12 protein-coding genes are annotated in these 13,284 nt (G+C 42.7%); 6 read left to right on the top strand and 6 right to left on the bottom strand.

What is annotated here, in order from left to right; translation table 11 throughout:
- Window positions 1-54 precede the first annotated feature (54 nt).
- Window positions 55-243 (bottom strand): hypothetical protein, encoded by a 189-nt coding sequence (locus MHH49_RS08805; protein ID WP_076101096.1) that lies wholly within the window; start codon window positions 241-243, stop codon window positions 55-57.
- A 115-nt stretch (window positions 244-358) separates the two neighbouring features.
- A complete protein-coding gene (locus tag MHH49_RS08810) occupies window positions 359-1,057 on the bottom strand; it encodes a GyrI-like domain-containing protein (protein ID WP_254924599.1) in 699 nt (232 codons plus the stop codon).
- 119 nt (window positions 1,058-1,176) lie between these two features.
- Between MHH49_RS08810 and guaD the strand changes: the two genes are divergently transcribed.
- The 3 genes from guaD to MHH49_RS08825 all read left to right on the top strand — a co-directional run bounded on the left by guaD (window position 1,177) and on the right by MHH49_RS08825 (window position 5,286).
- Complete coding sequence (guaD, locus tag MHH49_RS08815) at window positions 1,177-2,541, top strand: guanine deaminase (protein WP_038568158.1); 1,365 nt, start codon at window positions 1,177-1,179, stop codon at window positions 2,539-2,541.
- A gap of 38 nt (window positions 2,542-2,579) precedes the next feature.
- Window positions 2,580-3,932 (top strand): uracil-xanthine permease family protein, encoded by a 1,353-nt coding sequence (locus MHH49_RS08820; RefSeq protein WP_036687191.1) that lies wholly within the window; start codon window positions 2,580-2,582, stop codon window positions 3,930-3,932.
- 202 nt (window positions 3,933-4,134) lie between these two features.
- Complete coding sequence (locus tag MHH49_RS08825) at window positions 4,135-5,286, top strand: glycosyltransferase (RefSeq protein WP_076274191.1); 1,152 nt, start codon at window positions 4,135-4,137, stop codon at window positions 5,284-5,286.
- A gap of 48 nt (window positions 5,287-5,334) precedes the next feature.
- On the opposite strand, the gene MHH49_RS08830 is transcribed toward MHH49_RS08825, so the two are convergent.
- Entirely contained in the window at window positions 5,335-5,676 is a 342-nt protein-coding gene (locus MHH49_RS08830; RefSeq protein ID WP_036687189.1) for a nitrous oxide-stimulated promoter family protein, read from the bottom strand.
- 203 nt (window positions 5,677-5,879) lie between these two features.
- Here MHH49_RS08830 and MHH49_RS08835 point away from each other — a divergent pair, with 203 nt between their 5' ends.
- The 3 genes from MHH49_RS08835 (at window position 5,880) to MHH49_RS08845 (ending at window position 9,562) form a co-directional block, all read left to right on the top strand.
- Window positions 5,880-6,362, top strand: coding sequence for an RNA polymerase sigma factor (locus MHH49_RS08835; protein WP_038568157.1), 483 nt, complete (start codon window positions 5,880-5,882; stop codon window positions 6,360-6,362).
- Window positions 6,359-6,967, top strand: coding sequence for a zf-HC2 domain-containing protein (locus MHH49_RS08840; RefSeq protein WP_076274185.1), 609 nt, complete (start codon window positions 6,359-6,361; stop codon window positions 6,965-6,967). The genes MHH49_RS08835 and MHH49_RS08840 overlap by 4 nt, the downstream gene beginning before the upstream one ends.
- Window positions 6,968-7,180: 213 nt before the next feature.
- Entirely contained in the window at window positions 7,181-9,562 is a 2,382-nt protein-coding gene (locus MHH49_RS08845; protein WP_076297219.1) for a GH36-type glycosyl hydrolase domain-containing protein, read from the top strand.
- A gap of 74 nt (window positions 9,563-9,636) precedes the next feature.
- Here MHH49_RS08845 and MHH49_RS08850 read toward each other — a convergent pair whose 3' ends face one another.
- From MHH49_RS08850 to MHH49_RS08860, 3 genes are all read right to left on the bottom strand, one after another.
- Entirely contained in the window at window positions 9,637-10,047 is a 411-nt protein-coding gene (locus MHH49_RS08850; protein WP_036687183.1) for a hypothetical protein, read from the bottom strand.
- Window positions 10,040-10,489, bottom strand: a complete 450-nt coding sequence (locus MHH49_RS08855) for a LytTR family DNA-binding domain-containing protein (RefSeq protein ID WP_038568151.1) — start codon at window positions 10,487-10,489, stop codon at window positions 10,040-10,042. The genes MHH49_RS08850 and MHH49_RS08855 overlap by 8 nt, the downstream gene beginning before the upstream one ends.
- A gap of 209 nt (window positions 10,490-10,698) precedes the next feature.
- Window positions 10,699-13,284, bottom strand: a complete 2,586-nt coding sequence (locus tag MHH49_RS08860; protein ID WP_339812604.1) for a metallophosphoesterase — start codon at window positions 13,282-13,284, stop codon at window positions 10,699-10,701.

Consider the following 13,284-nt stretch of genomic DNA (forward strand, 5'->3'; position numbering starts at 1 on the left):
TTTCAATCTTTACTATAACATAATAACCAGACGTTTATAATCTATCCGGCCACCTTATTTACGACGGCGATTTGTCATGCGATTGTACATCACTAAACCGGCAATGACCATGCCCAGCGTTCCCATACTACTCGCTGCTTCAGCCTGCATACCAAACAAAATGCACAGGTTAGTGACCAAGCTTTTTGTAAGTACAGCAACAATAATTAACATCAACGGGCGCCAAATGTTGTATCTTCTCATCCAGGCAACACTCCTAATCCAATTTTCTCAAACTATCTATCGATTTCATCTATTATATCACAAGATGGTAACCGCATTCATTTCCTATAACCGTAAAGGAATCGAAGCCGACCTGCTATTTTTTATTAATTCTATATCTTAAAATGGTTTTCAACTTATCGTGTTCTACTTTTCTAGCATCCGACAGATAAATTTCTCTATGAACAAGCGTTTTTAGCACATAATTGTTTTCATCTATAAACATTTTTAATTGTTGGAATGATTCAGGTTCACTATCATATGAACCAATATGCAAGATTTGCACCGATAAGCCATCTTCTAATTCATCAAAATATGCCTCTTTCAATAGGGGGTGAGGTTTCTTTTTATTTACTATCTCAAAAGCTCTTTCTACCGTCTCTCTTGTTACAAAATCCGGTTGTCTTATCATTATTGTATATAGTAATTCATCTTTTATTAAATCCTTGTGATTTCTACCTTCCTCTGTCAAATCCCATAATCCTTCGAGTGGATATACCGTATAATCAAAATAACCCTCCGGAGTAAATCCATTTTTAGGCATCATTTTCACCGCATAGGCCAGAGAGTATAGAACCCCGACTCTTTCTGAAAAATCCTCATGATTAGGATTACCTTTACCTTTTATACAGATGAATTTCTGTTTCCCAACTTCTAATAATTGCGGCTTAGCTTTGGGTTGATATAACTCCTTTTCATGCTTTCTATATTCATGTTTTGGCATTTTACTTCCCCCTATCTTTTTCTGTATTCTAGCATAGCGAACATGACGTCTATGCGTCATATTCGGTTTCAATTCCTCCGCTCCTCCTATCCGTCAATTACGCCTTTATTCGACTTTTGGTCTGGACTTATCCTTTTTCACGGATTATAATAACGAATGCACACCAAAAGACGAACATTAAGGCGGAAATCATGAGAAAATATATGCAAATATTCCTAGGCACTTCATTTTCTAGCCTATCCCCAAAAGAAATTCAAATTTTAAAGGACCATCTCTTCTGTATCAACACGGATGGGATGATAGAAATGATTGTTGCACCGAAGCACCCCGACTATCAACCCTTGCTTGATGCTTATCAAGGTCAGGACAATTTTCATGTATTAGCTGAAGGCCAGTATTTTTTGCCCGGCTTTATCGACCTGCATGTTCACGCGCCACAATGGGCTCAATCTGGAACTGCATTAGATATTCCACTCTATGATTGGCTAAATACTTATACCTTCCCACTGGAGTCTAAATTCTCGGACCTGGCTTTTGCAAAAAAAGTCTACGATGACGTGGTTGGCACTTTGCTCGCAAACGGAACAACTACAGCACTTTATTTTGCAACGGTGCATAAAGAGGCCAGTTTATTATTGGCTAAAATATGTGCGGAAAAAGGGCAACGTGGACTCGTTGGAAAAGTGGTTATGGACGATCCGCAGGGAAATCCTGAGAATTACCGCGACTCCGACACCCACACCGCACTAGTGGATACGGAAGAATTTATACTAGCTGTACAAGAACTCGCTAAATCTACTAAACAAGGCGTATATCCGGTAGTGACACCAAGGTTCATTCCAAGCTGCACTAATGAGGCTTTACAAGGCTTGGGAGAACTAGCCGCTAAATATGATACGTATGTTCAATCGCACTGTAGTGAAAGTGATTGGGCGCACGGTTATGTGCAAGAACGGTTCCAGAAGAACGATGCTTTTGCCTTGCATGATTTTGGTCTGCTCAGTGATAAATCTGTAATGGCACATTGTAATTTTTTAGATGAAGATGATGTGAATTTGTTTGCAGAGACAGGAACAGCTATTGCTCATTGTCCGATATCCAACGCGTATTTTGCCAATAGTGTTATTCCGATCGCTGACTTCCATGCCAAAGGCGTGGAGATTGGTTTAGGCTCTGATATTTCCGGAGGTTTTTCACCTAGTCTCTTCGATAACATTAGACAAGCCGTAATGTCTTCAAGAATGCTGGAGGATGGTGTGAATCCTTCCCTGTCTGCACCAAATCGCGGAGTACCCGGATCACGGATTACGATCCATGAATCCTTTTATCTTGCTACCGCTGGCGGCGGGGAAAGCTTAAGCTTACCTATCGGCCGGTTACTAGAAGGTTATACCTGGGATGTTCAAATTATTGATACGAAATTACCGTCGGCGAAATTGCCCATCTTTGATGAGAATGAGGATTTGCAAGATATTTTTCAAAAGATAATGTATCTGGCCCGGCCTGAAAATATCCGTGAAGTCTGGGTACAGGGTGAAAAAGTTCATTCGCGTTAAAGATTAATTAAACTAAAAAACTTAAGGTGGGCATCGGAGTGAAAACACAAGCAAACGTACAAGAGCAAGCACATTTGGAATCACAGCTATTAACTGTCCTACCCGATGAAAAAGTTTCATTTAGTAAATCCGTCATTCTCGGTTTTCAACATGTATTGGCTATGGATGTCTATGTAGTGCCATTCCTTATTGCGATGTTAATCGGCTTACAACCCAATCAGTCCAGCGCGTTAATCCAATCCACCTTTATTGCCGCAGGACTTGCAACGATTGTGCAAACCTATTTCTGTATGAAGCTGCCTATCGCTCAAGGTCCTTCTTATGTTCCGCTTGGTGCGATCGTCAGTATTTATGCGGCTAGTGGTGGCGGGGAGCTCGGTTGGAGCTCCGTGTTAGGTGCCAGCTTAATCGGGGCCATCCTGGTTATTATTTTGGGCTATGCTGGAATTTTTAATAAAATCGTCAAAAACTTTATCCCACCTATCGTAGGCGGCACAATCATTTTCATTGTAGGTCTATCTTTATTGCCTGTTGCGATCAGAGATAATATCTACGGAGCCTCCGGCGCTTCAATTAATCAAAACGTATTATTAGCCCTTATTTCAGGCGCTACACTGCTTATTTTTGTGATTCTCGGTACTTTGTTCCGTAATAAAGGATCTATCTTCCGAATTCTTTCCGTAATGATGGCGTTAGTAGTCGGATGTATTTCGGCTAATATTATGGGCGTTTTAGATTTCTCAGCGATAAGCAACGCTAAATGGTTTAGCATGCCGCGGATCGCTTTTGTTGATTTCGGCTTTTCCTTCAACTTTTCAGCTATTATCACCATGGTTATTATTTATATCGTGCTGCTGGCTGAAACAACAGGCACCTGGTTTGCGGTCAGCAATGTAATCAATAAACCTTTGACAGACAAAAATATTAACCGCGGCGTAATTGGAGAAGGAATTGGCTGTCTTATTGCCTCTGTGCTCGGTTCGACTCCTGTTACAGGTTATTCAACTAATGCAGGGATCATCTCCATTACAGGTGTTGCCAGCCGCCGGGTCTTTCTCGCTGTAGGAGGATGGTTTGTCCTCTTTGGTTGTTCTGGTAAACTCGCCGCTTTGATCTCTTCCATTCCATCCGCTGTAATCGGCGGCGTCTTCGCCATCATCTGCGGCATCATCGCAATTAATGGTGTGCAAGTAATGAAGAATGTAACTATCGGCGAAAAAGAAATGTACATTATTGCCTTACCTATGATCATCACCTTGGCGTTGGTACTCATTCCTGGTGACTACTTGAACTCTTTACCTACATTCGTGCAGTATTTATTAGGCTCACCTATCCTAGCTGCTTCATTGGCAGCGATCTTATTGAATAAATTATTACCTAGTGGAAAATAGAAAATAAAAAGGAGCAGCCCCTAAAGGAATCGATAGATCTCCTTTAGGGGCTGTCTTTTTTAAAGATCATCCCATATTGGCCCCTGTCCACTGCCTATTTCGATCCTTAAAGGCGTTTGACTAGACCAGGCTAAAGTCCCTGAATATATTGTTATTATTTATCCTATTCAAGGGCTTTTATTAAATGGTGGGGGTGATCATTCTGGCTATCCGTTACAGCATCATAATTCCAACCTATAACCGACTTCAGCAGCTGCTACTTACACTCACTTCATTCGAGACACAGACCTATCCGAAGGATCGATTCGAGGTGATCGTCGCAGATGACGGTTCTACAGATGGTACCAAGGAAATGGTCGAAAGCTTTCAAACTTCTTATCCGCTTATTTATGTCGCTCAGCAGGAACAACGCGGCCGTTCTGCCGTGAGAAATCTGGGGCTGAGTCAGGCAAAAGGGAAATACGTCATCTTCTGCGATGCTGATTTTCTAGTATTCCCTGACTTCATTAGGATCGTAAACCAGTATCACCGTAAATATCCTAAGTCCATAATTTCAGGTATTCCACACTCATGGGATGACGCTTATACCCACTACTACCCAGACTTTTCTCCTGAAGAAAAAGAGCATTGCCGCAATACACTTTCGCCTTCTAACTTATGGAATCCCGACTTCGAATCAGCGACTGAAATCATCCCATTAATCACACCCAATGATATCCTTCAGCAGACGGAGACGTTATCAAAAGTCACCTTTCCCTCAAGAGTTCCTCCAAATACTAAAAAGCAATTTGCCAGCACAGATGTAGCCCCTTGGATGTTACTCGTCACACGTTGTGTGTCCATAAGACGCAGCCAATTAACTCGTGCTGGAGGTTTTAATGAACAGTTTATCCTCTATGGACTCGAAGATTGGGACCTTGGGTATCGACTGCATCGATTAAAAATCCCTTTTCACAGCATCAAAGAAGTTGTCGGCGTTCACCAAGAACATCCAACCCACTTCAGAGGGAATCTCATAAATATTGAGAATCTAAAAATTATGTTCAAAAGCTACGGGTTCAATGACTCCTCCCTAAATCTGTTCGCCCTTGTTCCCCCAAACGAAGACTTAGAGAAGTACAAACATACTATACGGGTCTTGCGCAGAGGATACCGAACGAAGTTAACACGTTCATCAGCAATATTAATGAGAAGAACGTTACGGATTGCCGCCAAACAGCTCTATGAACCCAAGGATACCGCCGTATACCAAGAGTCGTTAAGACGGATAAGTGTAAAAGTAAAGAGAAGAAAAAGCCGGGTTGCCCGGGTTTTGCGAGAGATTTTGGTGAAGGCTGAAAAACTGGGAGAATGATATCTAAAAACACATTAAGCCGGGCATCAAATGATGTCCGGTTTTCACTTATTTTCTCAATTTATTGGGTAGCGGAATATGCCTAATCGACTCAATGGGATGATAGAGCAGCATCCACGGACCAGAAAAACGCATAACCCCTTTAATTCTTTGGCGATAATCCGGTTTGTAACAATGAACAGGACATTTGGCACAAGCTGTTTTCTCTTCACCAAATTTACAATAGGCTAGCCTCTTCAGCGCATACTCATTTAATTCCTGACATTCCTCACAAAACCCCTTATGATGATGTTTTTTCTTACAATATATACGAATCATTTTGGTAACAAGCTCTTGCTCTTTTTGAATTTTAGGACCCTCATTTAACTGCCGGTTTACCTTTGTTATCATATATGAACCCCCTTGTAACTTGTACAATAAGATCTCATGTAATTATAAAGGGTAAACCTACTGTGAAACCAGCCTTAACGCTGAACTTCCTTAATTCCCTCACATACCGGGGTTGAAAGCGATAATTGTATAAATCAATTTTTTTAAAAAAACTTGTAACGTTTATAGCTTTTTACGGATATATAACTTGAGGAGGTGAATGGATGCAGGACAACGAGCAATTATACAGGGAATATTCAACCCAAGTATATAAATTCGTATTTAGCCTTTGTCATAATCACTTGCTGGCAGAAGAAATTACCCAAGAAACTTTTTATAGAGCTATAAAATCGATAGACAAATACGATGGGACCTGCAAAGTATACGTATGGCTCTGTCAAATTGCTAAACATGTGTGGTATCAGGAGCTGGACAAGCAGCGCAAGCGGAAGTCTGAGGAATTAGAAGACGCTTCTTTGGCTAACGCAAATTCAACAGAATCCCAGTTCATTTTTGCTCAGGACAAAATGGATTTATTTAAACAACTTCATTTACTTGATCCAAATACCAAAGAAGTATTATATCTGCGTTTAACCGGAGAATTCAGTTTTCGGGAAATTGGCGAAATTCTTGGAAGAGATGAGACCTGGGCAAGAGTTACCTTTTACCGTGGAAAACAAAAATTGATGAAAGGAAGATCTTCATGAAATGCGAGATTATTCAGGATTTATTACCTTCCTATATTGAAAAGCTAACCTCTGTACATAGTAACGAAGAAATCGAAAAACACCTGCAATCCTGTGAAAGCTGCCTTCAATCCTATAATGAAATGACCGCCACAGCAAATCTAAGTGTGCCTATTATTGATAAAGAGGAAGTTAACAAACTCAATTATTTTAAAAAAGTGAAAAAAAAGAATATAAAAACTCTCATTTATTCCGTCTTATCGGTACTTATACTGGCTACGGCCCTTATTGGATTTTTTGTTATCGGTTTCCCTGTATCCTCTAAAGATGTAGTCATAGATTATCAGAAGACAAAGGATCGTTTGGAGGTTCATCTAACTTTGGAAAATGGCAAGGACCTCGTGTTCTCAGGAAAAACTAAATTTATCCGCGATGAGAATAATAATGTAATCGGTTCTGAAACTAGGTATACGCCTAGAGGTTTACTTCATAATCCCTTTGATGATGTAGGAAAAAAAGTTATGTTGGGGACGGAGATTCATACCGATCTGGATTTTCCAAACAAGTTTATTCTTGAATTCAAAGATAAATCTATGACGTTTGTTAATGGTGTTTTAGTGGAGTAGACATGCCGCAAAAATAAAAAAAGACACCTTTCAAGGTGTCTTTCGCTTTACACCTACCAAAAAAGTTAGCATTTTTGTTCGTTTTTTCGCTAAAATATAGGGTTATCGATTTACTAAAAGTATCTTATAATAAAATTACACATGGATATTTCACCCCTTTGTGAACGCGCGTTTATAGATTGACCCATTAACCACTTAATAGGAGGAATGGTTATGCAATATGGTTATTTTGATGAAAAAAACAAGGAATACCTCATTACCAAGCCGAATACGCCTGCCCCTTGGGCGAATTACCTCGGCTCGCCGGAATATGGCGCGATCATCTCAGGTAACGCAGGCGGTTATAGCTTTGTAAAATCTGGCGCAAATGGGCGGCATATCCGTTACCACTTCAACTCTAAGGACGAGCCCGGACGCTATATTTACGTGAGAGATTTGGAGAACGGGGATTATTGGTCCGGCTCCTGGCAGCCTGTGGGTAAAGATCTGGAGCAATATAAGTCCGTATGCCATCATGGAACCGGATACACGAACCTCGTCTCGGATTACGATAACATCCATACAGAATCATTATATTATGTGCCACTGAACAAAACCTACGAGGTGTGGCGCATGAAGGTGCGCAATGATGACTCCAAAGCACGCAAGCTGGCTCTCTTCGGATTTGTTGAATTAACCAACAATAACAACTACGAGCAGGATACCGTCAACCTTCAGTACACTTTGTTTATTTCACGGACCTACTATAAAAATAATATGATCCTTCAAGTCATCAATGAAAACACCCCCGAAGAACAGACCTGGAGATTCTTCGGCGCTGCAGGTGCAGAAGTTACCGCTTATGACGGTGACCGGGATACGTTCCTAGGCGATTACCGCAGTTATGGCAATCCAGCCTCTGTCGAGAACGGCCAATGCTCCAATTCATTAAACTACAATACTAACTCCTGCGGTGCCCTGCAGATTAACGTAGATTTGCAGCCGGGAGAAGAGAAAGAAATCGCATTTCTACTGGGACAGTATGATGAGAAAGGCGCTTCCGAGATTCTCAGCCATTATAAAGACTTGTCCGTGGTAGATAAAGAACTCGAAGAGTTAAAAGCATTCTGGCACAGCAAGCTTAACCGCTTCCAGGTCCAGACACCAAGCGATAACCTGAACAACATGATCAACACTTGGAATGCATATCAATGCTTTATCACTTTCATCTGGTCACGAGCAGCCTCTTTCCAATACTCCGGTCTTCGTAATGGACTGGGCTATCGGGATACGGTGCAGGATATTCAAGGCATCATTCATCTGGATCATGAGATGGCCCTTGAACGTCTTAGACTGATGATATCCGCCCAGGTTTCCAACGGCGGTGGACTTCCGTTGGTGAAATTTGACCACAATCCTGGGCATGAGGGCACACCGGATGATCCGGAATATGTACGGGAAACTGGTCATCCCCATTATCGGGCCGATGACGCTTTATGGCTGTTCCCAACCGTCATTAAATACTTGAATGAAAGTGGCAACTGGGATTTTACAGATGAAATAATCCCTTATTCGGATAAAGGTGAGGGCACTGTGTACGAGCATTTGCGCCAGGCGCTTCAGTTCAGTCTGGATCGTATGGGCGCACACGGCATGCCGGTTGGGCTTCATGCCGACTGGAACGATTGTCTACGGCTTGGAGCGAAGGGCGAGTCGTTGTTCGTCGCATTCCAGCTGTATATGGCATTCAAGGTGTTCATGGAAATTGCACAAAATAAGAACAAGCCTGAAGACATTCAATGGGCGCAGGGCCTGCTTGATGAGCTGGACGATAACATTCAAAAGCACGCTTGGGAGAACGATCAATTCGTCCGCGGATTTACAGAAGACAACTATACCATCGGCTCCTGGGAGAATGATGAGGCCAAAATTTGGCTTAATCCGCAAAGCTGGGCCGTATTAAGTGGTGCAGCCCGCCCGGATCAGGCGAAGCTCTCCATGGACAAAGTGTATGAGAATCTGCGGACCGATTACGGCACTATGTTATTCTACCCACCGTTCCGTGAATACGGTTTGCCAGTAGCGTTGATGGCTCTTTTCAACGCCTCAACTAAGGAAAACGGCGGCATCTTCAGCCAGCCGCAGGGATGGCTCATTCTGGCGGAAACCATGATTGGCAACGGTGGGCGCGCGTTCGAATACTTCCTGAATTGCAGTCCGGCCAGCATGAACGATAAGGCCGAAATCCGCAAACTCGAGCCTTATGTACATGGCCAGTTTGTCGAATCCAAGGACAGCCCATATCAAGGCCGGGCCCATGTCCACTGGCTGACCGGCACCGCTTCAACCGTGATGGTCTCCTTGGTGGAAGGTATTATGGGGGTTCAACCGCAATTTGATGGCCTTCGCCTCAACCCGTGTGTTCCTTCCGACTGGACAGACTTTTCCATGGTCCGGGAATTCCGTGGGAAGAAGCTGAACATCCAGGTGGAGAACAAGAAAGGTGTACAAAAAGGGGTTACCCATATCGTTATTAACGGTGAAGAAATTCAAGGCAACCTGATCCCCGTCGCCAAAATGGCGCCAGAAAACAACGTGCTCGTTATTATGGGTTAAAGCGTATTTATGAGGAATAGATAGGAGGACGGACCGATAAGGTGCGTCCTCCTGTTTTTACAATTAGAACGAGGTTATTTCAAAATTTTATTTAACTCCTCAGCTTGTTTCCTGCTATTAATTCTGGCGTAGAAATAGAAAGCTATAGTGTGCAGTATAACCGATAACAACAACATTCCAGGCAACCAGGGGCTTATGAAGTTGAACATTTCTTTTGAGAATAACCACACCATTCCCATTCCGCCAAATATACTGAAGGTCGAAGAAATCAGAATATTCCAAAGCGGTCTTAACGTGAAATAGTTCCACAACACATTGTACATCACTCCGAATATCCCCGCGGAAATAATGGCGATACCTGCAATACGCCATAGATATAACATATCAATAGATTGATCCTTGAAAAACACAGTTAACAGTAGCGTTATCCATAAAGAAGTTAAAGTAAACACTTGAAAAAACGAATTTTTTAATTGATTAACCATGATAGTTCCTCCTGAAATTTTTAATATAATAGCGGCTGACAAAATAACAAGAACCATTCGTCAGAATCACTTTTATTCTCGCATTATCCGTTGCTGAGAACTCTTTTATGTAGCTGGTGTTGATTATGGTCTGATTATTAATTTTTATAAACTGAGGTGAATTCAGAACTTCTTCAACAAATTTCAATCGTGTATTAAGAAGAAACATTTCTCCCGTAATTACACGTACACTGCACATACGGCCTTCCGGCTCTATGACCGCGATTGAGCTGGATACAATCGAGACATTGCGATCATTTTTGGCGTTGATGACCATGATCCGTTTCTCCGATGTTTGAATGGCTACTTCGATATTTGCCCAATGTTCCTTTTCAGCCGGGTGGGTTGTTACTTTCGTAGTACCCCGGTCCATTTCTATGTCCTCTTCAAAAATGATTTCCAAGTTGTGCTGCCTCCTCTCAGGTTTCATATTATTATCAAAAAAGGCCTATGACCACTATCTTACGTTTTCTTGCATTAATTTGTCTGTTTGTTGCAAGATAGCTGTTTCCGCTTCCTCCCCGAACGAAAAAAAGACTGCCGGGACCTTCCCGACAGCCTGAACTCATTCTCATAATTGGCAAACCAAGTTTCTTCGCCTGTAACAATCCTCTACAACCTCGGGTCGATCTCTTTCTCTTTCGTTACCTCGAATAACAAGTTTGCTGCAATTTGCTTGTAGTCCTCGTTGTCAGACGAGATCTCATCCAGCTTCACTTCTAGCATTTGTCTGCCCAGCCGGTGTTCGATTAAGGACGTACGAAGCTTAGGAGCGATATTCTTCTGCTTCATCAGCTTGGCATACTTATGTGGAAACTTGTAGTCGTACCCGTAGATGATCGACAGGTAGCCCGGATTGCGGACCTTCATGTATGGGACTACCCCCTGCTGTTCTTGCTCCGGTTTGATTACAATTCCCTCCATATGTTTCTCTACCGTTATCTTTGCGAAATACTCCTCTGCTCTGATGTAAGCATCAGGCTCTTTCAAGTCCAGAACCAGAAATTCATCATCATTTAAAAAACTGTATAGTTCGGAGGTTTTGCCGTCAGGTAACCGTTCAGCGCCATTCTCCAGCACTTCCTTCAGGATTGCAAAAGGTTTGTATGCTAATTCCGCATCACCCGCATACAGCTCCAGTTGCTGCTTGTATACTCGGTAGGCTTCGTCACGCTGGTCAAGATCTACATACGATTCTCTTATGTCACGGACATGCTTAAAAGTCTGGTAAACATGAGACCCATAGTTATTGTTAAGCGTCTCTTTCGACATATGGTGCTGGTCTTGTTCAAACCCGCTTACTTCAAAATCCTGTATCAGTTTACCCAGTGACTCCTCAAATCCATATTGTCTTAAGAAATCCAGCTCTGTCTCCAGCGCTTTGCCAATTGGCCGGAACTGACGCTCAATTAACCCATCCCCAAGCGCTTTCCAAGGCAGCAGCTCGCCATCCAGTAAAAGCACACGGATCCCCTGCTCAGCCATATAGGTTCCGAATTTATGAAGCAGCTGTTCGTAGATAGGCGTCAGATCGACCGCCTGAACCTTATAGCCGTTCCGGCTAATTGCGTAACACTGCTCTAAGTTCCGATAAAGGTACAAACTACAGCGTGATCCCATATATTTAGGCTGCAGAACGACTTCTGAAATACGACGTTCGGCAAAATAATCCAACCCTTTTCGCAGAGACTCAAGCTCACCGGCAGCCACATCCTTATCCGCAGGTGACATCGTCCCGGAGATGAAGTTGACCCGGTTCTGCGAGGAATACTGCAGTCTGCGCACAGACTCGTAATCAAGCTCCAGCAAGGATACGGTTTGCTTTTCCCGGAACAGGATAGGTAGCTCTTCGTGCACCGTAGTCACATGCGATTTTTGACTTTTATAGAAAGGTTTAAACGACATGCGAACAGAAGTTAGTTCATTACCCTGCGCACTCCCTGTGTCAAGGTGGAGTTTGTTTTTGATCCGAAAAGTCTGCTTGGCTGCAATATGTCCGAAGAGATGAAAGGGGTGATTACTCACAGCCTCTTGCTTTAGGAAATCAAGCTGTTCCTCAAAGGAAACCTCACGATCCAGCCGAAAGTTACGCTGATGGCGTAGTGAATTCGTATCCAGCTTACCAATGTACTTATTACGGCAAGGAGCATGGGTAACATAAAAAGAAGGACCTTGCATACCGATATAGCGGTAAAAGGGCTGGGATTGCTCCACTAAAGCCGAAAATTTACTAAAAAGCGCGGGATCCTCCTTAAGCACTTGGGTGGAATCAAAGTACGTTCTTAGCAGTTCCGGATCGGTTCCTTGAATCTCCCCCTTTACGTACTTGTATACAAAGTTCTCGTGATTGCCCATAACAAATAGGAAATGCTCGCGGTTATCAAATAAGAACTCAATCGTCTCCCGCGTCTTTTTACCCTTATCAATCCAGTCACCAGCAAGAATGACTCGTGTGTTACTGAGCTTATCTGTTGCACTTAACTTACCTTCGTGCTCCCGGTAGCCGTAATTACGTAATAGTCCCCGAAGCTCTTCGACACACTCATGAACATCCCCAACCACAATATACTCTTGTGCTTGTAGAAGTACCGTAGATGCATAAGTATCCCAATCCTGTATAATCACCCGGTAGTCCGGATTAGGTATCCCATCACCCTCGAGAATAAAATCTTTAGCACGCACTTTATAAATCTTGTTGTAACCTTCCCGTGACAGAACAGGCAAGACTTCTTTTCTGAGCCGGTTTAAATGATTGGAGATCAGCTTCTTCGAGCGCTCTGAGGCGTAGTAATCCTCCCGTTTGCGGTAATCAAACAGAATAACCTCCAGATTGTAATTATTTTGCCCGGCGATCTCACGGACTTTACTACGATAATCTTCGGATAGCCCAATGGTATCCATCACCACAAACTCCGCATTAATCGGAAAAGAAGTGACTAACTTCAATCTCTCAAACAATAATTGAAAGGTATGCGAACTCGCCTCCAGCATAACCTGATCATACTTATCATAGTCGTAGCCCAATATCTCCTGACGGATACTATCCGAGGATAAGTACTGCACATTCGTACGTAACCCTTTAGAAACATCCTCTAGTTTTAACTGCGGGATCAGAACTTCTTTAGCAAAGGTCGATTTCCCACATTCCGTTGCTCCTACAAGCAGAAATATGGTATGTACACGTGTCTGAATTTCCAC

The sequence above is a fragment of the Paenibacillus sp. FSL F4-0122 genome, assembly GCF_038002845.1.
In the GTDB taxonomy this organism is placed as follows: domain Bacteria; phylum Bacillota; class Bacilli; order Paenibacillales; family Paenibacillaceae; genus Paenibacillus_AQ; species Paenibacillus_AQ odorifer.

Coding starts and splice junctions, on each gene's coding strand:
- MHH49_RS08805 (WP_076101096.1), bottom strand. CDS start 243: ATGAGAAGATACAACATTTGGCGCCCGTTGATGTTAATTATTGTTGCT.
- guaD (WP_038568158.1), top strand. CDS start 1,177: ATGAGAAAATATATGCAAATATTCCTAGGCACTTCATTTTCTAGCCTA.
- MHH49_RS08830 (WP_036687189.1), bottom strand. CDS start 5,676: ATGATAACAAAGGTAAACCGGCAGTTAAATGAGGGTCCTAAAATTCAA.
- MHH49_RS08835 (WP_038568157.1), top strand. CDS start 5,880: ATGCAGGACAACGAGCAATTATACAGGGAATATTCAACCCAAGTATAT.
- MHH49_RS08840 (WP_076274185.1), top strand. CDS start 6,359: ATGAAATGCGAGATTATTCAGGATTTATTACCTTCCTATATTGAAAAG.
- MHH49_RS08845 (WP_076297219.1), top strand. CDS start 7,181: ATGCAATATGGTTATTTTGATGAAAAAAACAAGGAATACCTCATTACC.
- MHH49_RS08850 (WP_036687183.1), bottom strand. CDS start 10,047: ATGGTTAATCAATTAAAAAATTCGTTTTTTCAAGTGTTTACTTTAACT.